Here is a 24,732-nt window from a genome sequence, read left to right on the forward strand (position 1 = left end):
CTCCAGATAGCTGTTGTTGAATTCATTCACGTCCTTTGGATTTGATTAAGAGCCGCCGGCCTGGCTGGCTCGGAAAAGGCCGACGGAAGTCGATGGCGTCGCGAGACGCCCTGGAGACACCATTGCGCGCCGAGAAAGGACTACCGAAGCAGAAACATGCAGACCAGCACGGCGAGCACCAGCGCCATCTTGGCGACGAGGCCCACGCCACGGTAGAACTCCTTCATCTCTTCCGGTCCGGCGATAGGGATCGCAATGCCATCGCAGTTGAAGATGTAGTTGGTCTCCCGGCAGGAAGAGACCTCGACGGCCGCCTCAGTGCTCCGACTGAAATCGGGGGACATCCTCTCCCTCCTTGTAGGCGATCAGCACATCCGCGGCGGCAGCGGCGAACTGCTCGTACATCTCGTCCGTGGGCCAGCCCAGGTGCGCCGTGAGCACGACGTTCGTCAGGCCTCGCAACGGGTGAGAAGGCGGCAGGGGCTCCACGTCAAACACATCGAGCCCGGCGCCGGCGATTCGGCGCTCCGACAAAGCGTCCACCAAGGCCTGCTCGTCGACGATGGGGCCGCGGGCGGTGTTGATCAGGTATGCCGTGGGCTTCATCGAAGCAATGCGCGCGCGGTCGATCAGGCCGCGGGTCTGGGGACTCAGAGTCGCATGGATCGATACGATGTCGGAGATCCGCAGGACTTCATCGAGCTCGCATCGCCTGGCGCCGACCTCAGCAGCCCGTTCGTCCGTGAGACGGCTTCCCCAGGCCACCACGTTCATGCCAAACGCCTGCGCAACGCGCGCCACATAGCGCCCGATATTGCCCAGGCCGACGATGCCGAGGGTCTTGCCGCGCAGCACCCAGGTCATCGGTGTGGGCCACTCGCCCTCTTTCATGGCGCCGTCGACCTGCGGGATCTGCCGCATCACGGCCATCATCAAGCCGAAGGCCAGCTCGCCGGCCGCCGTGCAGAAGCCGCCGGTGGCCTTGCCGATCACAATGCCGCGCCGCTCGGCGGATGCGAGATCGACGTGGTAGGCGTGGTTACCCGTCTGCGCGATCACGCGGACGTCGGGCAATTGCTCAAAGGCAGCGTCGTTGAACTTCGTGCGCTCCCGCGTCGCGACAATGGCGTCGAAGCCGCGCAGGTCCTGGAGGCTGTCGACGCGCTTCGTGAAGATGGTGACCTCCCCCTCGCGCCGCAGGCGCGCGACGCCCGCGGTCTTTGCGTAGGCGCTGTGGAAGTCGTCGATGAATGCAATTTTCATGTTGTCTCTTCAGAATGCGGAGGCAGGGCTTCGCGCGTGGAGCGGCTCCAGGATGTCGAGCATGGCGCCGAGCTTCACGACCTCGGCGTACTTGCTTTGCATGTCGATCAAATTGCTCGCGTGCTGCGCCTCGGAGCGGTCGCACACGGCTTCCTCGACCACGAAGGGCGCAAAGCCGAACTGGATGGCATCGACGACACTCGCGCGCACGCAGCCGCTTGTCGTGGTTCCGGCGACGACCAGCATGTCGACATGCCAGCTCGCCAGCAGCGCCGGGAGTGGGGTGCCGAAGAAGGCCGAGGCCTGGGTCTTCAGGAGCAGCAGGTCCTTAGCGGGATCGACATGCAGCCTCGGGTCGATCTCGCAATGCGCGCTCCCCCGCTTCAGGGTCGCCAGCACGCCGTTCTTCTGCTTCCACACACCGATGTCCGATCCGTTCGCGTCGTAGCCCGCGGCGGTGAAGACCACCGGACCAAGGTCGCGCATCGCATCGATCAGCCTATTCGTCGCAACCAACTGTGCTTCGCATTCCGAGGCCAGGGGGCTCAGGGCCGGCTCCGTGAAGGCGCGCTGGTAGTCGACCACCAGCAGAGCGGGCCTCACCCCGCTCTTCAGCGTCCCGCTGAAGCCGCTTGCCGCATTCTTCTCGTCAAACATCACTTTTCTCCTTTGATTGCTGAACTTGGGTTGAACGTCTTCTGGTCGATCTCGACATCGCGCCGGATCCGCGCGACGTTGTTCTCGAGATCGGTCCACGGCGGCTCCTGCTGCGCGTACCGGGCGCGTAGGTAGCGCGCCAGGTCGGCCAGTTCCGCGTCATCGAAGGTCTGAGCGAAAGATGGCATGAAGCCGACGTCGCGATGCGGTGTCTCCCGAACCCCCTCGAGCAGGGTTCGCAGAAGGTTGTCCGGCTTCGCGCTTGTGAGGTTGCTGTTGAGCGCGAGCGGGGCATTGACACCCAGCAGCGTGGGGCCGTCGCCGTCGTGATGACAGGAGGCGCATGCGGCCTGAAACATGCGCTGGGTGCGTCCGTGCAGGCTGTCTTGGGCCTGCGCCGCGCGCTGGGTGGCCTGCGCAGCGATCTCCGCGTCCGATCTCGCCTCGCTCCTTGTGGAGAGCGAACCCAGGTAAGTGGCCATGGCGCTGATGTCTTCGTCCGGGAGCGCCGCGAGTTCACTCACCACGCCTGCCATCGGCCCTGCGGCGACGCCGTGATACTGGGTGTGCCCTTGGCGCAGGTACAGGTAGAACTCGTCCTTGGACCATGGCACAGCGGACTTCGACTGCCCATTGAGCGCATGCGCTTCCCACCCCTTCACCATGGCACCGGCCAGGGGGTCGCCGTTCCGCTCCGCACCGAGCGCGTTGCGCGGCGTGTGGCAGCTTCCGCAGTGGCCGAGACCGTTGACCAGGTAGGCGCCGCGGTTCCACTCCACGGACCGATTGGGGTCGGGCTTATAGGACGTGGCCTCGTGGTAGAGGCCGTTCCAACCGGCTATGAGGCTGCGGACGCCGAACGGCGCCTTCATTTCAGCCTGCGGCGTCGGCGCGTAGACGGGGGTCAACGACTGGAGGTAGGCGTAGATCGCCAGCAGGTCGTCATCGGAGGTCTTGGCGAACGCGGTGTACGGGAACGCGGGATAGAGGTGGCGGCCATCGCGCGAGATGCCCTCCCTCATCGCGCGCTGGAACGCGCTGAAGGACCAGCTGCCCAGGCCGGTCCCGCGATCCGGCGTCAGGTTGGTCGTGTAGACACGGCCGAAAGGGGTGTCCATCGGACGGCCACCTGCGAATGGCACCAGGCCAGGCATCGTGTGGCAGCCCACACAGTTACCCGCCGATGCGAGCACGCGGCCGCGCTCGATCGTCGCTTCGCTATAGGCTCTTGCGCCCGAGGTCGACACTGGCGCGATCTCACCGCGCCAGCCAGCGAGGCCGGCGATAGCGCCGATTCCGCCCACCAGCAATGCTCCCAATCCGGCCCACCAGCCTCGTCCAAACCTGAAGGGCCCAGTCGTTGCTTGCCTCGCGCCGCCCGCCGCGAGTCCATCGCTCGCGTCGTCAACGGGCGGTGAAGGGGGCCCCATCGGCGGCAAGGCAGCTGCCGAAGCCGGCCCGTTCAAGCCGTCGAGGATCTTCTCGGGCGTGAACGGGGGGGAGCGGAATCGCACGCCGGTGGCGTCGAAGATTGCATTTGCGATGGCCGCCGCACCTGGCACCGAGGCCGACTCCCCTGCTCCCAGCGGCGCGTCGCCCGGCCGCATGATGTGATGGACCTCCACCACGGGTACATCGCGAAAAGAGATGATGGGGTAGCGCGCGAAGTCACGACTCGCGTTGACCTGCGAAAGCAAGGTTGGCAAGGGCGGCTTTCCCGGCTCCGGCGTCGTCATGGTCGAGACCGTCGACCGAGTCGGTGCAAAGCTGGCCTCTTCGAGCAGAGCACGGCTGGTGGCCTGGATCACGTTGCCGTGCACTTGGTGCTCGACCCCCGAAGGGTTGACCAACAGGCCTGCATCGTGACCTGTTACGACCCGCCGAACATGGACTTCACCGGTTCGACGATTGACCTCTACATCGGCGACCCATGCAGACCAGGCCGCTCCATTGCCCGGCCACATGCCGTGCACATAGCGCGCGTACGCGAAGCCCTGGCCGAAAACGACATCGCCCCCTGGGCCAAGGCCGCCGTCGGCGTTTTCCATCGGTCCCGTCCGGACTCGCCATCCTGCTTTGTCCGCGGTCGTCCGGACCAGTTCTGCCGCTCGGACATCGGGGAGGTGCCGAAGTCGAAACTCGACAGGGTCCGCGCCCGCGGCGGTCGCCAGTTCGTCGACGAAGGACTCGTGCGCGAAGACGTTCGGAAGCGCCGCGACCCCGCGGAACCACGCGGCTCGCACGATGGGCGCCATGTCGTTGACCGCGACGCGCAGGTGTGCATATTGGTAAGGCGGCCGCGAGGTCCGATCCCCCAAATAGAAAACGCCGGGTTTTGGCTCGATGGCGCGCGTGAACAATAGCGCGGAGATGGGCGGCGCATTTGACGGATAGGACGTCTCGAAGCTGTATGCACCCAGGCGACCCTCTTCGGTAAGCGTCCCTGACACCTCCATCAGCTGAGCGGTGCCCATGCTGTCCCACTGGTTCTCTTGCTCTCGCGTCAGCTGAACACGAACCGGGGCACCAACTGCCCGGGACAGCAGCGCTGCGTCGCCCGCGACGTCATCTGCGCAATTGCGCCCGTAACAGCCCGCCGCTTCCATCCGGAGGATGTCGACCGCGACGTCCTCGATGCCCATCAACAGCGCCAAATCGGCGCGAAGGACGTGGGGGTTCTGCGGCGCCGCCCACACCCGGAGGCCGAACGGGCCGCTGTCGCCATCCGGCATCCAATAGGCGACCGCGCAGGATGGCCCGATCGACGCGTGGAGTTGGTAGGGCCAGCGATAGGTCCGATGCAGCGCGTTCGGATCCTTTAGTGCCCCGTCGACATCGCCCTCGTTAATGAGTACGCGCTGGGTGCGCGGATTCGCCCGAATGGCGGCTTCGATCTTGTCTGGGGTCGAGAGATCGGGCATGCCCGGCCAGGCCTTCCAGCGCACCTGGAGTTCACGCATGGCCTGCTCCGCGTGCTCTTCGCGCTCGGCGACGACGCCTACGAAATCCCGGATCACGACGACCGCGCGAACGCCCGGAATGTGCGCGATGGAAGACTCATCCACCGTTTCAAGCGTGCTTCCGATGAAATCGCCTTGCTCCGCGCCCACATAGGGTGGCCTGATGACCCGGCCGTGCAGCATGCCCTTGACACGCACGTCATGAACGAAGACTAGCTCGCCCGCGAGCTTCGCCGGTAGATCCACGCGCGGCTGCCGTTCGCCGACGATCCTGTACTGGTCCGGCGCCTTCAATGGCGTCGCAGGGTCCAGCGAGATCACAACCGCAGGTCCAGACAACAGTTGCGCATAGGTAACGCCTACGTCCGAGGAAGGTTTCGTCTTCAAGCGCGCCACGCCATCGGTGACCTCCACGTCTTCGGCCGCGCCGCCCAGACGCTGCGCTGCGGCAGCGACCAGCCAGCCGCGCGCCTGCGCCGCGGCGATCCTCAGCGGCTGCGAATGAGTCTGTATCGACGCGCTCGCGAAAGTGCCGCCCTGGTTAGGGGAGACGCTGGTGCAGCCGAGCATCATGTGCACGTCGCCAACGCGAACGTCGAGTTCCTCGGCAACGATCTGGCTCAGTGCGGTGCGAAGTCCTGTCCCAAGGTCCACGTGGCCATTGAGACCAGTGACGCTGCCGTCGTCCCATATGGCAAGGAGAATTTCGTCGCCTTCCTCAGGATTTCCGGGGACGTAAGGTGGCTGACCGACCGCAGCCGGCGGCGGCGGCGGCGTCTTCCGTGTGACAACAAGGACACCTTGTGCAGTGATGAAGTCCGCACGAACACGAGGACGGCTGGCTCGAACCATGATCACTCCTCGGAAACGGTTTGAAGTGACGCCATGCGGATGACGGCCAACTCCACAGCCTTGAGGATTTCAACATGCGTGCCGCACCGGCAAAGATTGCCAGACAACTCGGCTTTCACCAGTTGCGGCGTCGGAGCCGATTCGCGTAGCAGGAGCGCGACGGCCTGCATCACCATGCCATTGAGGCAGTAACCGCACTGGGCTGCCTGCGCGTCCTCGAATGCAGCCTGGACGGGATGCCACGCGTCCCTGCTTCCAAGACCTTCGAGCGTTGTGATGAGCCTCCCGGCAACGCCGGAGGTCGGAACGACGCACGACCGCGTTGCCACCCCATCGACGTGCACGGTGCAAGCACCGCACTGCCCCATGCCGCAGCCGTACTTCGGGCCGTTCAGTCGTAGATCATTGCGCAGCACCTGCAAGAGAGGTGCGCTGGTCCGCGGCACCGACACCGGGCGACCGTTGACATTCAACAGAATGGAATCCAGGCAAGCTTTCACAGTAATGGTCTCAAAGGTCCAAGTACGCGGAACGCACTTCTTCGTTGCGGACGAGATCCTTCATCGACCCCTCAAAGCGGATGTGCCCCTTCTCAAGTACATAGGCCCGATCCCCGACCCATTCGGCGAACGTGATGTTCTGCTCGGACAACAAGATCGAGACGCCCTGCTTTTTCAACCGCTGGATCGTCAATGCAATCTTCTCAACAATGACCGGCGCGATGCCTTCCGATGGTTCATCAAGCAGAACGAGCGAGGGATTGCCCATGAGCGTGCGGGCGATCGATAGCATCTGCTGCTCGCCACCGCTCATGCGCCCTCCCAGCCTGCCCGGCATTTCACCCAGGTTGGGAAACATCTCGAACAGTCGGTCATGCGACCAAGGAGGCATGCCTGCGCGCGCGGGCTGCCTGCCGACCTCCAGATTCTCGAGCACCGTCAGTTCAGTGAAGATGCGCCGGTCCTCGGGAACGTAACCGAGCCCTGCCTGGCTGATGCGGTAAGGAGGCAAGCTCGAAATGTCGCGGCCTGCAAAGCACAATGCGCCTTCCTTCCGATCCATCATATTCATGATGGATTTCATGGTCGTGGATTTGCCCGCTCCGTTTCGCCCCATCAAGACCACGACCTCGCCGGGCCGAACGTCGAGCGCCAGATCGAAAAGGATGTGTGCCTTGCCGTAATAGGCGTTTAGCCCCGATACGGAAAGGAGCGCCTCGTCCTGGGGCGACGGACGCCCGATGCGAATCGAGGGGCGATTCTCTGCGATGGGCTCCTTCATGACGATACCTCTTCGTGTTGCTCAAATGTTCTTCCCGAGCCGAAGTAGACCTCCTGCGCTTTCGGGTTTGCCCGAATGGACGGACCGTCACCGTCCGCGATGACGTGCCCACGGGCGAGAACGATCATTCGATCGGCGTAGCGGAACACGACGTCCATGCTGTGTTCGGTGAAGAGGACGGCGATGTTGCGCTCCGTGACAAGCGTCTTGGTCAAGGCCATTAGCTCGTTGCGCTCGACGGGGCCCATGCCAGCCGTAGGTTCATCCATCAGCAGGAGCCTGGGCTTGTTGGCCAGAGCGATCGCGAGTTCAACGCGCTTGACGTCGCCGTAGGCCAACTGGCTGCAAGGGCGTTCGCTCTGCGGGCGCATCCCCACCATCTCCAGCAGCGACAACGCCTCGTCCCTGTGGAACTCGGAGGCGTCGCGCCAGAAGCTGAAGATCTTTCTTTCGCGCGACAGCAGGGCCATCTGGACGTTCTCCACGACGCTCATGGAGCCGAAAGTGGCGGCCACCTGAAATGTCCGTCCGATCCCCAGCCGCCAGATTTGCCGCGGGCGCAGCGCCATCAATTCCTGCCCTTGGAAGCGAATCGACCCGTCGTCGGCCCGAATCTGTCCGTTCAGCATGTTGAAGCAGGTCGACTTGCCTGCGCCGTTCGGCCCCAGCAAGGCGAGGAACTGACCCGCCTCAAGATCGAACGAGACGTTGTCCACCGCTCGAACGCCGCCATACGACTTCGAGATCCCACGTACTTCAAGGAGCTTCATGATGCAGCCTCATTCAAACGGTCGCGTTTGAGCGAGCCGACGAGCCCCTGGGGCAACAACTGCACGAGCAGCAGGATGGCGATACCGAGCATCCCGCCCCAGTAGCGTGACTCGCGGGCCAGCGTGTCCTGCAGGGTCGTGAAGACCACGCCGCCCACTACCGGGCCCAGCACGGTCTGGACCCCGCCGAGCAGCACCATTACCAAGCCGTCGAGTGAACGCGTCATGCCCAGGGCATCGGGGGAGATGCTCCCCTTGCTGTACAGGAACAGCGTGCCTGCTAGGCCGCAGAGGGCGCCAGCGACGATGAAGGCGATCCACTGAACCTTCTTCACATCGATGCCGATCGCATCGCTTCGCAGCGCGGAATCGCGCCCGGCGCGCATGGCGTAGCCGAATCCTGCGAATAGGACACGGCGTACAAGGTAGAGCCCCGCCACCACGAAGAACAAGGTGAAGTAGAAGTAGGTGATGCTGTCCCCGAGCCAGCGCGGCGGCCATATGCCGACCAAGCCATTGCTACCGCCCGTGAAGCTGTCCCACTGGTAGACGATCGACCAGACGAGTTGCGCGAACGCCAGCGTGAGCATCGCCATGTAGACACCGCTCAGCCTTACGCTGAACCAGCCGAAGACTGTCGCCCCGAGCGCGGCCAGCGCGACGCCAATCGGCATGGCGACCAGGATGGGCATGCCGAAGCGCGATGCCGCCAACCCGGCCGCGTAGGCAGCGAGACCAAAATACGCAGCGTGACCGAACGAAACCATGCCTCCCGGCCCGAGGATCAAGTGCAAGCTGGTCGCGAAAAGCGCCGCGATTAGCAACTCGACACCGATCACTGGGGTGTACGGGAAGATCGGCGTCAACAGCGGCGCCAGCACCAGCATGGCCAGCGCCACCTGCGTGAGGCGCTTCTGGCGCGGCGTCGCCTTTCGCACGGGCTTCTCGGCCGAATGGCCGGCCCGCACCGGCGCTTCGGGGCGCCCCATCAGGCCCCAGGGGCGGACGACCAAGATCAGCGCCATGATGACGAAGTCGACCGCCATGGTGAACTGGCTAAACGACACGGAGAAGCCACCGAAGTCGACCGTACCGAGCCCGGCGCACAGGGCGCGCACGACCGCGATGATGAGAGCGGCTACATAGGCGCCCGAGATGCTGCCCAGCCCGCCAACGACCACGACGACGAATGCATCGACGCTGGCATGCACGTCCAGCGCGAGGGACGCCGCCTCGTTGTGTACCTGCAGTGCACCGGCCAGGCCCGCGAGGAACGCGCCAAGGGCGAACACGCTGGTGAACAGCCAGGTCTGGTTCACGCCGAGCGCCGCCACCATGCCGCGGTCCTGGGTGGCCGCCCGGATCAGCGTGCCCCAACGGGTCTTTGCCAGCAACAGCCGAAGCGCGAGGTACACGACCGGCCCGATCACGATGAGGAGCAGGCTGTAGGTGGGGAAACGCTGTCCGAGGATCTCCACCGCGCCGCCTAGGCCCGGCGCGCGTGGCCCCGGGATCTCTTCCGGACCATAGAACGCCAGCACGATGTCCCGGATGATGAGCGCCAGGGCGAAAGTGGCTAGAAGCTGGAAGAGTTCGGGGACGTGGTAGATCCGGCGCAACACGACAAGCTCGATGAGCGCGCCGAGCATAGCGACGGCCAGGGCGGCTAGCAGCAAACCCGCCCAGAAGCCGACGCCGCCCGACCCCAGTCCAGTGACGATGGAGTAGGCCAGGTAGACCCCCACCATATACAGCGAGCCGTGGGCGAAGTTGACGATTCGGCTTACCCCGAAGATGAGCGACAGTCCGGACGCAAGAAGGAAGAGCGTGGATGCGCCTGCCAATCCGTTGAGCAACTGCGCGATCAAGCTGGCGAACGTCATGCAATTCCTTTCGCAGAGATTTCAACCCGTGTTCGATCAGTCATTCGGCCGTAGCTTCCTGACCTCTACATCGGAAGGCAGGAAATCCTTGCCGTCTAAGTACTTCCAATCGACAAGCACTCCCTTGCCGTCCCTGACAGCGACCGTGCCAACGTGGGTTCCCATCGTGGACTGGTGATCGATCGCCCGGTACTGGACGTCGCCGAAGGGCGTTCCGACCTGGAGACCTGCAAAGGCGTCGGACAGGGCATCGGCGTTTGTGGAGCCGGCCTTCTTGATGCCGGCCGCGAGGGAGTAGATCGCGGAATAGCCAACAACCGAGCCGAGGCGCGGCGCCTCCTTGAAGCGCTTCTGATAGGCGTCGACGAACTTGACGTTCCCCGGTCGTTTATCTTCCTGCCACGGATAGCCTGTGACGATCCAGCCTTCGGGAGCCTCGTCGCGCAGCGGATCGAGGTACTCGGGCTCGCCAATGAGCATCGAGACGACCTTCATATCCTTGTTCAAGAGGCCCCGCGTCCTGCCTTCCCGCAGAAACTTCAAGAGGTCTCCGGCCCAAATGGTGCTGAAGATCGCATCAGGCTTCGCGTCGAGCAGCGCCTGGGTGGTGGCTGCGGCGTCGATGCGTCCGAGCGGGACGGCCTGCTCGGCGACGAACTCAACATCGGGTTGCGCCGCTTTCAGTAGCTTCTTGAACGCCGCGGCCGAGGCTTGCCCATACTCATAGTTTGGGTAGACGATCGCCCAACGTTTGCGCTTGAGCGCGCTGGCGGGTGGCACCAGCATGGCGGCAAGCGTGTAGGTCGAGCTGCGCAGACGGTAGGTGTACTTGTGCCCGTTGTCCCAGATCAACTTGTCGGTCAGCGCTTCCGAAGCGAGGTAGAAGACCTTCTTCTGGCTTGCGAAATTGGACACCCCGAGCGCCACGTGCGACAGCATCACGCCCGTCAGCACGTCGACCTTTTCACGTGAGACCAACTCATCGGCGACGCGAACGCCGTCTGCAGGGTTCGAATTGTCGTCTCGCGTGTGGAGCTCCAGTTTCCGGCCGAGCACGCCGCCGGCGGAGTTGATCTCTTCGATGGCGAGTTCCATGCCCCGCTTGTGAGGCTCGACGAAGGCCGATTGAAGCCGATAGCTGTTGATTTCTCCAATCTTGATCGGACCCTGGCCTTGTGCCATGGCGCCGGTGCTTCCGAGAAGAGCGCATGTAGTCGCCAAGACGCGCATGTATCGCTGAACTTTCATCGCAATGCCTTTCAAATGAATGGAAACCTGCTCACACCTCGATCGAGGCCTTTGGCGCCACCAGCGGCACCTTGAAAACGTCGTACCCGAAACACCACGAAGGATCCTCGCCGTAGCGCAGCCATGTGTTGTTCTTAGACACGCGCTGTACACGGCTCGCACGCTCGCTGCGGTTCGACTCGTAAAGATTGAATGCTGTTGCGTAGTCGTCAAAGCCAGTCTCTTGCAGACAGCGGACCAGCATCGCGGCGTCCTCGATGGCCATGCCGGCGCCTTGCGCCATGTGGGGCTTCATGGGGTGGCAGGCGTCGCCAAGCAGCACTAGGCGGCCGCGGCTCCACAGCGGGAGCGGGTCACGGTCCATCAGGGGCCACTTCGTCACTTCCCGGGTAGCATCGATCAGTGCCTGGATTCCCGGATGCCAGCCCGCGAAAGCCTCGCGCATCTCGTCCCGGCTGCTCGGCAACCAGCCCTGAGCAGGGTCCCACGTGGTTTGAGGGACGCCGGTGACGTAGTAAATCTCGTCCTTGTTGCGGTCGACGTAGTAGACGACTATGTGACGATCGCCACTCCACCACTTGGAGACCTCGTCGATCGTGAACCCCTTGAGGTCCTTCGTCGCGAACATCGCGCGATGCGCGATGTCGCCGGTGTACGTCGGACGGCCCGGGCCGAGGAGCTTCTCCCGGATCTTCGAGTTGATGCCGTCGGCCCCGATGACGATCTCGGCTTCGACGGCGCTGCCGTCGTCAAAGCTCAGGTGCACGGAAGATCCTGTGTCGTCTAGGTCTACGAGGCGCTTTCCGAAGTGGACCGTCTCCGGCTTCACCGACTCCAGCATCAGCGCGTGGAAGTCACCACGCCTGACCGTGAGATAGCTCGCGCCAAAACGCTCGACCGCGTGGGCGCCGAGGGCCATCTCGAACATCACTTCGCCGGTCAATCCGTCCCGGCTGCGCCACCGATCGGGATGAGCGCCTGCCGCCTCGAGTTGCTTCTCAATGCCCATGCCCTGCATGACCCTCATGACGTTCGGCGAAATGTGAATGCCGGCACCCAGGCGCTGGAAGGACGGAGCTTGCTCGAAAACACGCGCCTCGATGCCGGCTTTTTGCAACAAACGGGCTGCGGCCAACCCGCCCAGTCCGCCACCAACGACGGCGATTCGAATCTTTCTTTTCAACACGAACACTCCTTGATCGCGCTCAAACTCTAGCGCATGCACTGTAGCGTATGCACTAGATATGCCAATGTCAACAGGCAGACGTGTTGTCGATTGAGGTACGGTGTTGGTGCAAACCCCAATGCCGAGCGCCATTGATGGGCGATGCGCACCAACTTGAAGAAAAAATCGCCACTGTCTGCTATCGACAAGTTTGAAGCGTATACGCTAGACTTTCAAACATTGATCAACTATTGGTGCTCATCCTTGACGACGCTTGTTCATTCAGGTCACGTCCATGCAAATGGAATTCGCCAACACTTCCTCCGATACCGCGCACGATCCGCATCCGAGGTGTTGCCGTCGGTGGTACTGTTGCCCGGCATCACCAGTCCGGCGGTGACATGGGGCTTTGTTGCGGAACGGCTCGGCTCGGTGTTCGACGTCTTCGTGCTCGACATCCGCGGGCGCGGCCTGTCGGAGTCGGGCGATGGCCTGGACTACAGCCTGGACGCGCAAGCTGCCGACGTGCTTGCATTCACTGAGTCGATCGGCATCGACAGGTATTCGATCGTTGGCCATTCCATGGGCGCGCGAATCGCAGCACGAGCGGGCCGGACGCGCCCCGCGAAGCTGGATCGGCTCGTGCTCGTCGATCCGCCCGTGTCTGGCCCCGGGCGACGGCCCTATCCCATGCAGTTGTCCTGGTACCTGCAATCCATCGAGAGAGCCGCACGCGGAATGTCGGCAGACGAGATGCGCGAGTACTGCCCGACATGGTCCGAGGACCACCTCTCCCTGCGAGCGGAATGGCTGCACACATGCGACCCTCGCGCGATCACTGAGAGCTTCAACGGCTTTGCCAACGACGACTTCCATGGCGATCTTCCTCACATCGAGGTTCCGACGCTGCTAGTGACCGCCGCCCGCGGTGACGTCGTTCGCGATGTTGACGTTGCGGAGATCCGAGAGGCAGTCCCCGATCTCATTCACCGCTCGGTCCATGGCGCCGGTCACATGATCCCCTGGGATGACGAGGCGGGCTTCCACGTCGCCCTTGGAGATTTCCTTGGAGCCGCCATCCCTACGCGCATCCTCTAACCACCAAGAACGAAGGAGTTCAACAACATGCCAATCTCAGATTACCAATTGGTGGAGGGCTGGAAGCACGTCCTCAAGCTCTCAAAAATCGGCGCGGGACACGTCGTGACCGTGCTGACGAGCGCGAACACCCATGCTCAGACGCTTTCCACGGCCATGCAAGCCATAGCGAGCGTCGGCGCGGTCGGGAACCGGCTCGACGTGCCGCCCATCAACGGGGACAAGTCCTTCAGCCGCGACCGCATCGCCTACTTGGGCCAGACGGCACTGACAGGTAATCCGGCAGCCGTCGCGGCCCTAAAGGCCAGCGACATGGTTCTCGATCTCATGCTGCTGCTGTTCTCGCCAGAGCAACTCGACATCCTCGAGAGTGGCACGAAGATCCTCTTGGTCATTGAGCCTCCGGAAATTCTCATGCGGATGCTGCCCACGGAGGAGGATAGGGATAGGGTCAAGGCGGCAGCATCGCTGCTTGAGAAGGCCAAGGAGATGCGCGTTACTTCCGGGGCCGGCACCGATCTGGTCCTGCCCTTGGGCCAATACCCTGTGATCTGCGAATACGGCTTCGTAGACGAACCTGGTCGATGGGACCACTGGCCGAGCGGATTCCAGTTCACGTGGCCCAACGAGGGCGCAGCACAAGGCAGGATCGTTCTGGACCGGGGCGACATTCTTTTGCCGCAGAAGTGCTACCTGAACGGTCCGATTGCAATGACGGTGAAGGATGGCTACGTGACGGCGATCGAGGGTGGCACCGACGCCGCGCTGCTTCGCGACTACATGGAGGGTTTCGAAGAGCCCGAGGCCTACGCCTTTTCTCACGTTGGCTGGGGAGTTCAGCACCGTGCCCGCTGGTCCACCATGGCCCTTTACGACCGAGAGGCGGTGGTGGGACAGGACGCCCGATCCTATGCGGGCAACTTCATGTTTTCCCTTGGGCCAAACACTGAGGTTGGCGGAGCTCGAGCGACCAAGTGCCACATTGACATTCCCGTGAGGGGCTGCACCATCAGCCTTGATGGCCAACCTGTGATTGCGGAAGGTAAACTCCTTGACAATACGGAGCTTTAAGGAAGGCCGCAATCGCAGTACTGGGACCCAGGCCACGAGCCGCTCACTGCGCAATGCCTTGATCCCGATGTTTCATCTCAACCTTCACGATCGAATCGGGCACGTATTGCGGCGAGCCTACCAGCGCCACGTCGCGATATTTCAACAAGCGATGAGCCAATACAAGCTCACGGCGGCCCAGTTCATCGTGCTTGCCACTCTGCTGGAGTCCGGTGGAGCTTCGCAGAGCGATCTGGTGCGTCAAACTGCGATCGACCAGGCCACGATCCGCGGAATCATCGACCGCCTCAAGGCACGGGGGCTGGTGATTACCACGGTCGATCCAGCGGATGCGCGCAAGGTCAGCGTCAGTCTGACGCCGGAAGGCAGTGAAGTCACTGAGGGTGCGGCCGAGCAAGTAGAAGGCATCTCGGATCAAACCTTCAACGGGCTGAATGAAGCAGAGCGCGTCGCCGCCTTGTACTTGCTGAGACGCATGGCCGACATGGAGTCGACTCCGTAGAGACCTTGTGCGAGTTCGGTGGTTTGGCTCGCACGATTGACGTCGTCAGTTCCCGAGTTCGGGTCGGCAGATCACGCTCCTTGAACCCCGCCGCACAGCACACTTCAGAGGGCCGACACGCGACGAAAGTGCCTTTTGGTGTCGAACGGCGCCTTCGCCACAAACGCGCGTAGATGGGCCATCGAGCTACCGTTGAGCAGCAGCGTGTACACGTCCGGCGTGGATCAGGCCACTGCATCGGATCCGATAGCTGTCCCCGCTCCTGGGCGGTTTTCCACGAAGACCGGCTGTCCAAGTTCCTTGGCTAACCTGTCCGCCACGACGCGCCCGATAAGGTCAATGCAGCCGCCAGCAGCGAACGGCACCACGAGACGCACAAGTCGGTTGGGAAAACTTTGGGCCTTCGACGGCATGCTCGTCCCCAAGGCGAAAACACACAGCAATGCAATGATGTAGACACGAAAGAAGCGAACCGGCATTCAAACCTCCTGAGTTCAAGCAGTATCGGCAGCCTGGCCGAAAAGGCGGCTGTCCACGTAGCCCTAAACAGCCTTCCCGTCGTTGGCTTCGCGTTCCATCTGGGCCTCATCCAGATGCCGGTTTCCAATGCGCGGATGCGCACGGCCACCGGTGGAGGCACCGATCACGACAACAATCTCGTCGGTGCCGGGCGCGTCGGGGATGGAAAACTCGAGCGTGATGAAGTGGGAGCGAGCGGCCGCGTCATGCAGATGCTTCATCGGCATCTGGATCGACGTGCCGAGGCTTCCGCGCTTGTTGGTGAATGTGAGGTAGCTCTGCGCGTCCACGGCGTTGCGGTAGTGGTTGCCAAAGCGCAGGTTGTGAATCACCGCCGAAGCGTGTTCCACCTCGCCATTGGCGCCGACGACCGCAGCCTTGCCGTAGGCCTCGATGCTGTCCTTGTCCACCTCGCTCAGCATCTGGGCGACCATCCGCTCGCCGAGGTCGCTACAACCGTCGCGCTGCTCGGGTGACAGATCCTCGACGAATCCGCGCCCCGCCCACGGGTTGCGAATTACGGCGGCAACGCCGACCATGGTGATGGGCTTGAGCAGGGCGCGTCCGCCCTCCTCGTAGGTGATGTCCTTGAAGACGACAGACTTGCGGATCTGGAATGGCATGGGAAATTCCGATGTTGAAGGTTTCAGATGTTCTTGAAGACAGCGTTGGCCGTGCGCATGCAGTCGACGCCCACGGGCACGCCGCAGTACACGGTAATCTGCTGAATGACAGCAGCGAGTTCCTGTTTATCGATGCCGTTGCGGACCGCACCGCGCAGGTGGAGTTCGAACTCGTGCATCTTTCCGAGCGCGGCGATCATCCCCAGATTGAGCAGGCTGCGTTCGCGAGGGCTCAGCGTGTCGTCGCCCCAGCACTCGCCCCAGCAATACGCGGTGACCATGTGCTGGAACTTGCGATTAAAGTCGTCCACGCCAGCCATGGCGCGATCGACGTATTCGTCGCCGAGCACGGCGCGTCGCGCCGCCAGTCCCCGCTCGAAGACCGCGTCGGATGACGCATCCTGACGCTCGACGTCTTCGATGAAGGCCCCGATCTGCTCGGCAACCCGCTCCGGGGCTTCGAGCAGCACGCTGTGCTTGAGCCTCGGGAGGATGACCGCACGGGCATTCGGAATGCGTCCGGCCATCGCATGCGCCATGCGCGGCGTCGAGCCGCCGTCCTCTTCACCCGTCATGACCAGCGCGGGCGCCTGGACGCCGTGCAACTGATCGATCAGGTCGCTCTCGGCGAGCACCTGGTAGGCGGCCGCGTAGCTGGCGGGGTCGTTTCGCAGGCTTCGCTGCACTCGCTGCTGCACCACTTCCGGGTGCGCGGCCCGGAACTCGTCGGTGAACCAGCGCTCGACGGAGTTCTGCATGTGGGCGGACGCTCCCCCGGTCAGCAGCGTGCGCGCGCGCTGGCACACCCGCTCCTGCTCTTCCGCGGTGCGACCTCCGACGGAACTCACGATGACGAGCGACTTCACCAAGACGGGATACCGAAGCGCGAAGGCCTGAACGATCAGTCCACCGAGCGAGAAGCCCACGAGATGAAAGGAGGTCCAGCCAAGCGAGGCTGCCAGGGCGCGAAGATCGTCGACGAAGAGGTCCAGCGAATAAGGGCCGGGCGTCTTGTCCGAGTTGCCGTGGCCGCGCAAGTCGTAGCGCAGGCAGCGGTACCGGTCACCGAGTTGCGAGACCACGCCCTCCCAGCTTTCCAGGCTGGCGCCGACGCCATGCACGAAGACCACCCTCCGCCCCTGGCCGGAGACGACGAAGTTGAGGGTGTGCGCGGCTTTCATGGCAGCACCACGCTGTCCTCGGCGCTCCAGCACACGCGCACGCGATCACCCACGAGGTGGCCCTGGTGCGCAGTGGAGAGCTGCTCCAGCGCTGCGAGCTCGGTGCCGCCGTCGGTACGCACGATGTAGCGCTTGGCTTGGCCCAGGTAGACCGCAGCAACCACCTCGCCATCGAGTCGATTGCCTTGCCCGTTCGGAACGTTCGCCGGAGACAGTCTGATCCTCTCCGGACGGACCGCGATCGCAACCTGATCGCCGCGCCGTACCTGATGACCGAAGCTCGCATGGATCGCTTTGCCGCAAACCGTCTTAAAGATGGGGGCGCCATCCCCCTCCTCCACGCAGGTGACGGACAACAGGTTCGACTCCCCGATGAAATCGGCCACGAAGCGGCTGCACGGCAGCTCGTAGAGGTCGCTCGGACTGCCGATCTGCTCGATGGCGCCCGCGTTGAACAATGCGATGCGGTCGCTCATGACCAGTGCCTCTTCCTGGTCGTGCGTCACGTAGATGATGCTGACGCCGAGCTCGCGGTGCAGTCGCATGATCTCGATCTGCATCTGCAGACGCAGCTTCTTGTCAAGAGCGCCGAGAGGCTCGTCCATCAGCAGCAAGCGCGGCTCGTAGACCATCGCGCGAGCCAGCGCGATGCGCTGTTGCTGGCCTCCTGAGAGTTCAGCCGGCAGCCGCTTACCATGGGAAGGCAGGCCCACGAGTTCCAGCATGTGCTGGACGCGCTTGTCGATCTGCTTCTGATCCACACCGCGCACCTGCAACGGAAAGCCCACGTTCTGTGACACGCTCATGTGCGGGAAGAGCGCGTAGCTCTGGAACACCATGCCGATGTCGCGGCGATGGGGCGGCAGCGGGCCGAGCGGAAGACCGGAGAGCACCATGCTGCCGGCTGTCGGCTCCGTGAAGCCCGCGATGCTCATCAGCACCGTGGTCTTTCCCGACCCTGAAGGACCGAGAAAGGTGAGAAATTCGCCCTCGGCGAGGTCGAGTGACACATCGCTGACGGCGACGTGCCCTTCGTACTCCTTGCGGAGGTTCTTGATACTGAGAATGATTGGCTTGCTCATCGGAATGCTTGGGTCGGATGGGTGCTATCGATTGGCTTCGCCGCGTCCGAAGATCGCCTCGACTAGGAGGATCAGCAGCGCGAACAGGAACAGGACGGTGGCCAGGGCCGCGATCGTCGGGTCAACATCGCCGCGAATGTTGGACCACATCTGCACGGTCACCGTGCGCGCCTGTGGTGAACTGACGAAGAGCGAAACCACCAGTTCGTCGAACGACACGACCAGCGAAAACAGAAAGCTCGACATCAGCCCGGACTTGACCAGCGGCAAAGTAATGCGCCGGAACGAGGTCCAGGGCGTCGCGCCCAGGCTGGCCGCCGCCTGGCCGAGGCGTGGGTCGAGCACCTGCAGCGAGGACGAGATCGTCGCGAGCGCGTAGGGAATGCACAGTATGGTGTGGGCCACCACCAGCCCCTGGACCGTGCCGTACAGCCCGACCGGGCGGAACAGCACGTACATCGCAGCGCCAGTGACGATGACGGGCACGACCAGCGGTGACATCAGCAACCCACGCACAAGGCCGGCGGCCCAGTGCCGGGAGCGGTCGAGTCCGAGTGCCGCGCCCAAGCCGATGCCCGTCGCGAGTACGGCGGTCGGAATCATCACGATCACGCTGGTGGCGAGCGATTCGGTCCAGGCGGGGTCTCGGATGGACCGATACCATTGCAAGGAAAAGCCGGGCGGCGGGAACGTCAGGAACGGCGCGGATGAGAAGGAGATCGCCACCACGATGAACAGTGGCACTACCATGTACATCACCACCAGCACGCACAGCGCAGCGCGTGCCCACCACCAGCCAGAAAGTCTAGTGTTCATGACCTGGACCGGCTCCTGCGTGCGGCGCGCACACGCGGGAGGCGCGCCATAGAGAACATGAGGCCGGTGCCGACCAGCAGAACCAGGGACAGTGCCGCCGGAATCCCCCAGGTGCCGATGTCGGTCACCTGCTCGTGGATCAACTGCGCGATCATGACGTCGGAGATCCCACCGAGCAGTGCCGGTGTGATGAAGTAGCCCATGGAGGTCACGAAGACCAGCAGGCATCCGGTCACGACGCCCGGCATGGAGAGGGGCAGGTACACCCGGAGGAAGGCCGTGACGGGTGTTGCGCCAAGGCTGGATGCGGCACGCACGAAGGCCGGGTCGATCTTGGACATGATGGCGTAGAGCGGGAAGATGATGAACGGAAGCTGCACTTGGACCATGCCGATCAGCAGACCGGTCCGGTTGAAGATCAGCTCCACCGGGTGATGGACCAGACCGATGCCGATCAGCAGATCGTTGATCAGCCCCTTGGGCTGCAACAGCACCATCCACGAGAACGTGCGCACCAGCAGGCTTGTCCAGAAGGGCACCAGGACCACGAAGATCAGGAACCGTCGCGCCCGGGGTGTGCTGTTGGCAATGGTGTAGGCCAGCGGATAACCGAATGCCAGAGCGAGTACCGTGGTGGCGCCACTGATGACGGCGGTGTTCCACAGCACCTTGGCATACAGCGAGTCGCCGAAGATCTGCCGGAAGTTCTGCAGTCCCAGGCTCGGCTCGGTGAAGGCTGCCGCGAGGAACAGCGTCACCGGCACCGCAAAGGCGCCGATCACCAGTGCCGTTGCGGGCAGGGCCAGCCAGGCGTTGCGCGGAACGGTGCTCAAGCCACCCGCCATTTGTTCCACCGGTCGTTCATCGACTCGAGCTTGTCGCTCCACCACTTGCCATCGATTGTGACGCCGCGCGCGGCGTTGTCCTTCTGACTCGCAAGCCAGGGCAGCAGGGAGTTCTCGACCTTGGTGAAAGCCTCCGGGGTCACCGGCGCATAGGCCGTCGCGTTGACGAACCGGGCCTGCGCGTCGGCCTGAATGGAGCGATTGATCAGGTGCATCGCCACGTCGACATTCTTGCTGCCCTTGAGCACCACCAGGTAGTCCACCGAGCGTAGGTTCTGCGCCCACTCGATAGCCAACGGCGCCCCCTTGCGCGATGCGTCGAAGGCACGGCCATTCTGGATCACGCCACAGGTCACCGCGCCGTCGCTGATCAGTTGCTGCGACTGCGATGGCGTGTTCCACCAAGTGATGTCGTTGCGGATTGTGTCGAGCTTCCGGAATGCCCGCTCCACATCCAGCGGGTAGAGCTTCGACGGCTCGACACCATCGGCTAGGAGCGCAATCTCGAGCGTGGAGTAGACGCGGTTACGGAACATGCGCTTGCCAGGGAAGCGCTTGACGTCGAAGATGTCGGCCCAGGTCTTGGGACCGGAGCCCGGCGCGAAGGACTTGGTGTTGTAGCAGACGTTGTAGCTCCACACGTTGTTGCCCACGCCGTATTCCTGCGCGTATTCCGGAACGAGCAGATTGCGCTGCACCGTCTTGTAGTCGACCTTTTCGAACAGCGCGCTGCCGCCGGCAAACAGGAAGGTGTCGGTGACATCGCACACGTCCCAGTCGGGCGAGCCACCACCCACCATGGTTCGAAGCTTGGCCTCGTTCATGGGACCGTCCTGGATGATGCGCGAGCCGGTCTCAAGGGCAAACGGTTCGCAGTAGGCCGCCTTCTGCGATTCCTGATAGACGCCGCCCCAGCTCGTGTGCACCAATTTGCGACCTTCGAAGCGTTTGGCCTGGGCGAAGGACAGCGGGGCCAGGCCCGCTGTCAACGCGCCAGCCGCAGCGACGCTCAGCAAGCCTCGTCGCGACAGTGCAAGGCGTGTGTCCTGGTCGACGGCACGAAGGAAGGCTTGGCGTTCTTCTTGGGCGTTCATGATTGCTCCAGAGCTGAGGATTGGTCGAAGGCTAGGGCAGGATGCGCAGCGTTGAAGTGCGGCAGCACGTCGGAAATGAAGAGTTTCAGCGAGCGCCTGACCCAGTCGTAGGGCATTCCGAAGAAGGCGCCATACATGAAGTAGTCGATGCCCAACGCTTCGTACTGGCGCAGCTTGCGCACGACCTGGTCCGGGGTACCGAACATCATGTTCTCGCGCAAAGACTCGGGTGCATAGTCACTCTTGTTGGCGATCACCGGAAGATCCACGGGCTCGGGGAAGCCGTTGTTGACCTTGCCGAGGTTCTTGAACAGGTTCTCGAAATAGCGCCCGTAGTTGGTAAGACTCTCCACCGGGGTCCGCCAGTCACTCTCGTTCTCATAGACCGCGGTGCGCCGCAACATCATCAACTTCGGCCGTTCAACGTCCGGGTTGTTGCGCAGCGTGTCCTCGAAGCGTTGCACCAGCGTTTCGACCTCTGCGTGTGGAGCGTGCAACGGGGTTGCCATGATCGACAGGCCATTCTTTACGGCCCAGTCAAAAGAGCCTGGATCGCGCGCTGCGCACCACATGCGAGGCGCCTTCTGGATCGGCTTCGGCACGGAGGTGGCAGTTGGAAACTTCCAGTAATGCCCGTCGTGCGCGTAGTCTCCTTCCCAGAGCTTGCGCACCGCCGGGATGAGCTCCTTCATGTAGGCCACACCCTCCTGCTGCGGCATCCCGGGGCGCATGCGGTCAAACTCGTACTGGTAGGAGCCACGGCCAATGCCGAACTCCAAGCGGCCGCCGGTGATGATGTCGCACAGCGCCGCTTCGCCCGCAAGGCGGATCGGATGCCAGTAGGAGGCAGACAACACGCCGGTGCCGAGACGCGCTGTCTTCACCTTCGAAGCCAACGCCGACAGCACTTGGAAGGGATTCGGCGCGATCGTGACCTCGATGGTGTGGTGTTCGGCCGTGAAGATGATCTCGAACCCACCTTCGTCGGCCATGCATGCGAGCTCTTCCAGCCGCGACCAGACAACCGGCATCGGCACGTCCGCGCTCAACCGGTCCATGTTCAGAACAATTGCAAACTTCATATTGACTCTCTCACTCTCATGACAAATGCGTCGGGCGTGGTTCGCGAGTAGTCGACCATCACGCTCTTCACGCGGGAGTACTCGCGCATCGACTCCAGGCCGTAGTGCTTTCCATAGCCGCTCTCCTTGAAGCCGCCCATGGGCGTGGTGAAGGAAGCAGCCCTGTAGGTATTGACCCAGATCGTTCCCGCCTCGACACGCTTGGCGAACTGCATCGCGCGGTCCAGGTCTTGCGTCCAGACTCCCGCCGTCAATCCGTAGCGGGTATCGTTGGCCAGCGCGATCAGTTCCCCTTCGTCCTCGAAAGGCATGACAACGCCGACCGGACCAAAGACCTCCTCTTGCACGATCTCGGCGTCCTGTGACAGCCCAGTCAGCAGAGTGGGCTCGTAGAACCAACCTTGGGCCAGCTCGGCGCCGGGCTGTTTGCCGCCGTGAAGCACCTGCGCGCCCTGTTGGCGTGCGGCCTTGACCATTCGCCCGATCTTGTGCAGTTGATCGTGAACGGCGACCGGCCCCATCTGGGTCTCCTCGGCACGCGGGTCGCCGAGGCGGATAGCAGCAGCGCGTGCCGTGAGCGCGTCGACGAACCTGGAAAGGATTCCCTTCTGCACATAGATGCGCGAGCCCGCCACGCAGGTCTGGCCGCCGGCAGCGAAGATGCCGGCAACCACCCCATTGACGGCGCGCTCGAAGGGCGCATCATCGAAGACGCAGTTGGGTGACTTGCCGCCCAGTTCCAGATTGCACTGCGCAAAATGATCTGCAGCGTTGTGCGCTACCTTGCGTCCCGTGGCGGTGCTGCCGGTGAAGGCGATCTTCGCGATGCGCGGATCGCGGGTGAGCGCGTCGCCTGTGGTCGCGCCCAAGCCCGTGACGACGTTGTACACCCCCGCCGGGATGCCGGCCTGCGCGACCAGTTCGCCGATGGCCAGCGCGGAGGCCGACGTGTGTTCCGAGGGCTTTACGACGACGGTGTTGCCCATGGCCAGCGCAGGGCCCAGTGTCCAACTGAGTTGGTAGAGCGGCGAATTCCACGGGGTGATGATGCCGACCACGCCCAGGGCCTCGCGCACCGTATAGGCGAGGACGTCACGACGATTGATCGGGATGGTGCTGCCTTCCATCTTGTCTGCTGCACCCGCGAAGTAGTCGAATTGTTCCGCCAGAACGCCAATTTGAGCGCGCATCTCGCGCAGAAGTTTTCCGTTGTCGTGCACCTCCAACTGCGCCAGCGCTTCGGCGTTGTCGGCAATCAGTTGACCCAGGCGTCGCAGCATGCCGCCGCGCTCGATCGCATGGACCTCACGCCATAACGCAGACGCGCGGGCGGCGGCGTCGATGGCGAACTGCACGTCCTGCGTGTCAGAGTCGGCGATGGAGTACCACGGCTGTCCGGTGAATGGATTGAAACTGGGGATCCAGCGCTTCGACGCGGGCTCGCGCCAAGCGCCGTCGACCCAATTGGAAAGGCGCTGGTCTTGGATGGTCTCGATCTTCAGCATGTGGAGTCCAACGAACGTGCGTGTTGCGCCCAAGGGGTGGGAGATCCCTCAAGCATCGCTACGCTGCCACAACCCGCAGCCTCGGTGTAGATGCCGAAGCGATCGTTGCCACGCTCCACGAAGTAGCGGCGTAGCATGTTGCGGACCTGGGATGAGGCAAGCTGCTCCCAAGGCAGTTCGGCCTCCGAGAAGAAGGCTGCACCCTGGATCGTCGCAGTGGGATTCGTTTCATTCTGGACGATCCCGCGGTACACGATCAGCGTGTCCGGACCTTCGTCGAAGACTGAATAGAGAAAGGAAAGCGCCACCTTCGCGCCGAGAGCTTCGAGGGTGCGCGGCAGACCGCCGGGCGCGTGCTCGGATTGCACGGCGCGCGCCTCTCCGCCTCGGGCGCAAGGAATCGACCAGCGGCCGGTCGGCGAATCGCGCGTGAGCAGGACCCGGCCACCGCTGTCGGCAATGGCACCGTAGACCAGGTTGCGGCCGGTGCCCACCGCCTCTTGCTCGAGGCCGAAGTCGATGTAGTTACCGCGGCAGTAGGCAAGAGGAATTCCGGTGGTGTGGTGAAAGTCTCTGACTTCGCCGAGCAGCAGCAGGTGGTCGCCCGCATCCACGGACTTGTGCACTTCACAGTCGAACCAGCAGACCGCCCCCTCCACGAGAGGGGCACCCGTCACGGCAGTGAAGGTCGCACAGTGCTCAAACTTGTCCGGAGCCTTGGACGCGAAGAGCTTGGAGATATCGCGTTGATCCGCGCCGAGGATGCTCACCGCGTAGCCCGTGGCTTGGCTGAAGACTTGGTGGCTCGCAGCCTTTTTGTCGATGCACACCAGGACGAGGGGAGGGTTCATCGACACTGAGGTGAAGGAATTGGCGGTCAGTCCGCGCGGGACGCCATCGCCGTCGAGCGCTGAGACCACCGTGACCCCGGTGACGAAGCCACCAAATGCCTTACGCAACTCGGGCGGATCGAGCGGGGTGGAAAGCGTGTGTGGGATGTGTGTCATGCCTGAAATTCTTCCGGGGCGCCCCTCCTTCGAATAGATTGAAAACAGAGTGATGGAACTTGAATAACACTACGTTTCCTAGCAAGCCGGGGTCCGGATCCGTTACGAGCATGTCGCCAATATGGTGCATGGCGCACTTAATTGATGCCTTCGGCGCCACAAGTAGGTAGAAACGCTAGGATTCATAGCAGCAACTACTCCCGACGCGGCCTTCTTGGCGCCTGATGA

General features: G+C 63.1%; 23 protein-coding genes. 3 read left to right on the plus strand and 20 right to left on the minus strand.

Features of this window, described 5'->3' with window-relative positions; genetic code table 11:
- Window positions 1-140 precede the first annotated feature (140 nt).
- The 10 genes from QTI45_RS29960 to QTI45_RS30005 all read right to left on the minus strand — a co-directional run bounded on the left by QTI45_RS29960 (window position 141) and on the right by QTI45_RS30005 (window position 12,097).
- Window positions 141-344, minus strand: coding sequence for a hypothetical protein (locus QTI45_RS29960; RefSeq protein WP_286656906.1), 204 nt, complete (start codon window positions 342-344; stop codon window positions 141-143).
- Entirely contained in the window at window positions 316-1,263 is a 948-nt protein-coding gene (locus QTI45_RS29965) for a D-2-hydroxyacid dehydrogenase family protein (RefSeq protein ID WP_286656907.1), read from the minus strand. The genes QTI45_RS29960 and QTI45_RS29965 overlap by 29 nt, the downstream gene beginning before the upstream one ends.
- 9 nt (window positions 1,264-1,272) lie before the next feature.
- Entirely contained in the window at window positions 1,273-1,920 is a 648-nt protein-coding gene (locus QTI45_RS29970; RefSeq protein WP_286656908.1) for an isochorismatase family protein, read from the minus strand.
- A complete protein-coding gene (locus QTI45_RS29975) occupies window positions 1,920-5,735 on the minus strand; it encodes a molybdopterin cofactor-binding domain-containing protein (RefSeq protein ID WP_444813324.1) in 3,816 nt (1,271 codons plus the stop codon). The genes QTI45_RS29970 and QTI45_RS29975 overlap by 1 nt, the downstream gene beginning before the upstream one ends.
- A complete protein-coding gene (locus tag QTI45_RS29980; RefSeq protein WP_444813323.1) occupies window positions 5,735-6,205 on the minus strand; it encodes a (2Fe-2S)-binding protein in 471 nt (156 codons plus the stop codon). Before QTI45_RS29980 ends, QTI45_RS29975 begins: the two co-directional genes overlap by 1 nt.
- A 37-nt stretch (window positions 6,206-6,242) precedes the next feature.
- Window positions 6,243-7,013, minus strand: a complete 771-nt coding sequence (locus QTI45_RS29985; RefSeq protein WP_286656910.1) for an ABC transporter ATP-binding protein — start codon at window positions 7,011-7,013, stop codon at window positions 6,243-6,245.
- Complete coding sequence (locus tag QTI45_RS29990; protein ID WP_286656911.1) at window positions 7,010-7,783, minus strand: ABC transporter ATP-binding protein; 774 nt, start codon at window positions 7,781-7,783, stop codon at window positions 7,010-7,012. Before QTI45_RS29990 ends, QTI45_RS29985 begins: the two co-directional genes overlap by 4 nt.
- Window positions 7,780-9,666, minus strand: a complete 1,887-nt coding sequence (locus QTI45_RS29995) for an ABC transporter permease (RefSeq protein WP_286656912.1) — start codon at window positions 9,664-9,666, stop codon at window positions 7,780-7,782. The genes QTI45_RS29990 and QTI45_RS29995 overlap by 4 nt, the downstream gene beginning before the upstream one ends.
- A 36-nt stretch (window positions 9,667-9,702) precedes the next feature.
- The gene (locus QTI45_RS30000) at window positions 9,703-10,848 is read right to left on the minus strand and encodes an ABC transporter substrate-binding protein (protein ID WP_286656913.1); all 1,146 of its coding nucleotides are present in this window, start codon (window positions 10,846-10,848) and stop codon (window positions 9,703-9,705) included.
- A 97-nt stretch (window positions 10,849-10,945) separates the two neighbouring features.
- Entirely contained in the window at window positions 10,946-12,097 is a 1,152-nt protein-coding gene (locus tag QTI45_RS30005) for an FAD-dependent monooxygenase (RefSeq protein ID WP_286656914.1), read from the minus strand.
- A gap of 246 nt (window positions 12,098-12,343) precedes the next feature.
- Between QTI45_RS30005 and QTI45_RS30010 the strand changes: the two genes are divergently transcribed.
- The 3 genes from QTI45_RS30010 (at window position 12,344) to QTI45_RS30020 (ending at window position 14,750) form a co-directional block, all read left to right on the plus strand.
- Window positions 12,344-13,177 carry an alpha/beta fold hydrolase gene (locus tag QTI45_RS30010; protein ID WP_286656989.1) on the plus strand — a complete coding sequence of 278 codons (834 nt, stop codon included), beginning with the start codon at window positions 12,344-12,346 and terminating at the stop codon, window positions 13,175-13,177.
- Between the two features lie 27 nt (window positions 13,178-13,204).
- The gene (locus QTI45_RS30015) at window positions 13,205-14,248 is read left to right on the plus strand and encodes a 2,5-dihydroxypyridine 5,6-dioxygenase NicX family protein (RefSeq protein WP_286656915.1); all 1,044 of its coding nucleotides are present in this window, start codon (window positions 13,205-13,207) and stop codon (window positions 14,246-14,248) included.
- Window positions 14,249-14,315: 67 nt separating this feature from the next.
- A complete protein-coding gene (locus tag QTI45_RS30020; protein WP_286656916.1) occupies window positions 14,316-14,750 on the plus strand; it encodes a MarR family winged helix-turn-helix transcriptional regulator in 435 nt (144 codons plus the stop codon).
- 224 nt (window positions 14,751-14,974) lie between these two features.
- On the opposite strand, the gene QTI45_RS30025 is transcribed toward QTI45_RS30020, so the two are convergent.
- The 10 genes from QTI45_RS30025 to QTI45_RS30070 all read right to left on the minus strand — a co-directional run bounded on the left by QTI45_RS30025 (window position 14,975) and on the right by QTI45_RS30070 (window position 24,504).
- Entirely contained in the window at window positions 14,975-15,229 is a 255-nt protein-coding gene (locus QTI45_RS30025; RefSeq protein WP_286656917.1) for a tripartite tricarboxylate transporter substrate-binding protein, read from the minus strand.
- 63 nt (window positions 15,230-15,292) lie between these two features.
- Window positions 15,293-15,892 carry an amino acid synthesis family protein gene (locus QTI45_RS30030; RefSeq protein WP_286656918.1) on the minus strand — a complete coding sequence of 200 codons (600 nt, stop codon included), beginning with the start codon at window positions 15,890-15,892 and terminating at the stop codon, window positions 15,293-15,295.
- Window positions 15,893-15,915: 23 nt separating this feature from the next.
- Window positions 15,916-17,073, minus strand: a complete 1,158-nt coding sequence (locus QTI45_RS30035; RefSeq protein WP_286656919.1) for an alpha/beta fold hydrolase — start codon at window positions 17,071-17,073, stop codon at window positions 15,916-15,918.
- Entirely contained in the window at window positions 17,070-18,155 is a 1,086-nt protein-coding gene (locus tag QTI45_RS30040) for an ABC transporter ATP-binding protein (protein ID WP_286656920.1), read from the minus strand. The genes QTI45_RS30035 and QTI45_RS30040 overlap by 4 nt, the downstream gene beginning before the upstream one ends.
- Before the next feature lie 24 nt (window positions 18,156-18,179).
- Window positions 18,180-18,971, minus strand: a complete 792-nt coding sequence (locus QTI45_RS30045; protein ID WP_286656921.1) for an ABC transporter permease — start codon at window positions 18,969-18,971, stop codon at window positions 18,180-18,182.
- Complete coding sequence (locus QTI45_RS30050; protein WP_286656922.1) at window positions 18,968-19,804, minus strand: ABC transporter permease; 837 nt, start codon at window positions 19,802-19,804, stop codon at window positions 18,968-18,970. The genes QTI45_RS30045 and QTI45_RS30050 overlap by 4 nt, the downstream gene beginning before the upstream one ends.
- Window positions 19,801-20,910 carry an ABC transporter substrate-binding protein gene (locus QTI45_RS30055; RefSeq protein WP_286656923.1) on the minus strand — a complete coding sequence of 370 codons (1,110 nt, stop codon included), beginning with the start codon at window positions 20,908-20,910 and terminating at the stop codon, window positions 19,801-19,803. Before QTI45_RS30055 ends, QTI45_RS30050 begins: the two co-directional genes overlap by 4 nt.
- Complete coding sequence (locus QTI45_RS30060) at window positions 20,907-21,992, minus strand: LLM class flavin-dependent oxidoreductase (RefSeq protein WP_286656924.1); 1,086 nt, start codon at window positions 21,990-21,992, stop codon at window positions 20,907-20,909. The genes QTI45_RS30055 and QTI45_RS30060 overlap by 4 nt, the downstream gene beginning before the upstream one ends.
- Entirely contained in the window at window positions 21,989-23,497 is a 1,509-nt protein-coding gene (locus QTI45_RS30065; RefSeq protein ID WP_286656925.1) for an aldehyde dehydrogenase, read from the minus strand. Before QTI45_RS30065 ends, QTI45_RS30060 begins: the two co-directional genes overlap by 4 nt.
- Entirely contained in the window at window positions 23,491-24,504 is a 1,014-nt protein-coding gene (locus QTI45_RS30070; protein ID WP_286656926.1) for a flavin reductase, read from the minus strand. The genes QTI45_RS30065 and QTI45_RS30070 overlap by 7 nt, the downstream gene beginning before the upstream one ends.
- Window positions 24,505-24,732 lie beyond the last annotated feature (228 nt).

The organism is Variovorax saccharolyticus (genome assembly GCF_030316765.1).
GTDB lineage: Bacteria > Pseudomonadota > Gammaproteobacteria > Burkholderiales > Burkholderiaceae_C > Variovorax > Variovorax saccharolyticus.

What these genes read in the sequence shown, in the direction of transcription:
- QTI45_RS30015 (WP_286656915.1), top strand. Translation starts at nt 13,205, where the DNA reads ATGCCAATCTCAGATTACCAATTGGTGGAGGGCTGGAAGCACGTCCTC.
- QTI45_RS30060 (WP_286656924.1), bottom strand. Translation starts at nt 21,992, where the DNA reads ATGAAGTTTGCAATTGTTCTGAACATGGACCGGTTGAGCGCGGACGTG.
- QTI45_RS30065 (WP_286656925.1), bottom strand. Translation starts at nt 23,497, where the DNA reads ATGCTGAAGATCGAGACCATCCAAGACCAGCGCCTTTCCAATTGGGTC.
- QTI45_RS29990 (WP_286656911.1), bottom strand. Translation starts at nt 7,783, where the DNA reads ATGAAGCTCCTTGAAGTACGTGGGATCTCGAAGTCGTATGGCGGCGTT.
- QTI45_RS29995 (WP_286656912.1), bottom strand. Translation starts at nt 9,666, where the DNA reads ATGACGTTCGCCAGCTTGATCGCGCAGTTGCTCAACGGATTGGCAGGC.
- QTI45_RS30055 (WP_286656923.1), bottom strand. Translation starts at nt 20,910, where the DNA reads ATGAACGCCCAAGAAGAACGCCAAGCCTTCCTTCGTGCCGTCGACCAG.
- QTI45_RS30000 (WP_286656913.1), bottom strand. Translation starts at nt 10,848, where the DNA reads ATGGCACAAGGCCAGGGTCCGATCAAGATTGGAGAAATCAACAGCTAT.
- QTI45_RS29985 (WP_286656910.1), bottom strand. Translation starts at nt 7,013, where the DNA reads ATGAAGGAGCCCATCGCAGAGAATCGCCCCTCGATTCGCATCGGGCGT.
- QTI45_RS30020 (WP_286656916.1), top strand. Translation starts at nt 14,316, where the DNA reads ATGTTTCATCTCAACCTTCACGATCGAATCGGGCACGTATTGCGGCGA.
- QTI45_RS30045 (WP_286656921.1), bottom strand. Translation starts at nt 18,971, where the DNA reads ATGAACACTAGACTTTCTGGCTGGTGGTGGGCACGCGCTGCGCTGTGC.
- QTI45_RS30035 (WP_286656919.1), bottom strand. Translation starts at nt 17,073, where the DNA reads ATGAAAGCCGCGCACACCCTCAACTTCGTCGTCTCCGGCCAGGGGCGG.
- QTI45_RS29960 (WP_286656906.1), bottom strand. Translation starts at nt 344, where the DNA reads ATGTCCCCCGATTTCAGTCGGAGCACTGAGGCGGCCGTCGAGGTCTCT.
- QTI45_RS30040 (WP_286656920.1), bottom strand. Translation starts at nt 18,155, where the DNA reads ATGAGCAAGCCAATCATTCTCAGTATCAAGAACCTCCGCAAGGAGTAC.
- QTI45_RS30030 (WP_286656918.1), bottom strand. Translation starts at nt 15,892, where the DNA reads ATGCCATTCCAGATCCGCAAGTCTGTCGTCTTCAAGGACATCACCTAC.
- QTI45_RS29965 (WP_286656907.1), bottom strand. Translation starts at nt 1,263, where the DNA reads ATGAAAATTGCATTCATCGACGACTTCCACAGCGCCTACGCAAAGACC.
- QTI45_RS30025 (WP_286656917.1), bottom strand. Translation starts at nt 15,229, where the DNA reads ATGCCGGTTCGCTTCTTTCGTGTCTACATCATTGCATTGCTGTGTGTT.
- QTI45_RS30070 (WP_286656926.1), bottom strand. Translation starts at nt 24,504, where the DNA reads ATGACACACATCCCACACACGCTTTCCACCCCGCTCGATCCGCCCGAG.
- QTI45_RS29970 (WP_286656908.1), bottom strand. Translation starts at nt 1,920, where the DNA reads ATGTTTGACGAGAAGAATGCGGCAAGCGGCTTCAGCGGGACGCTGAAG.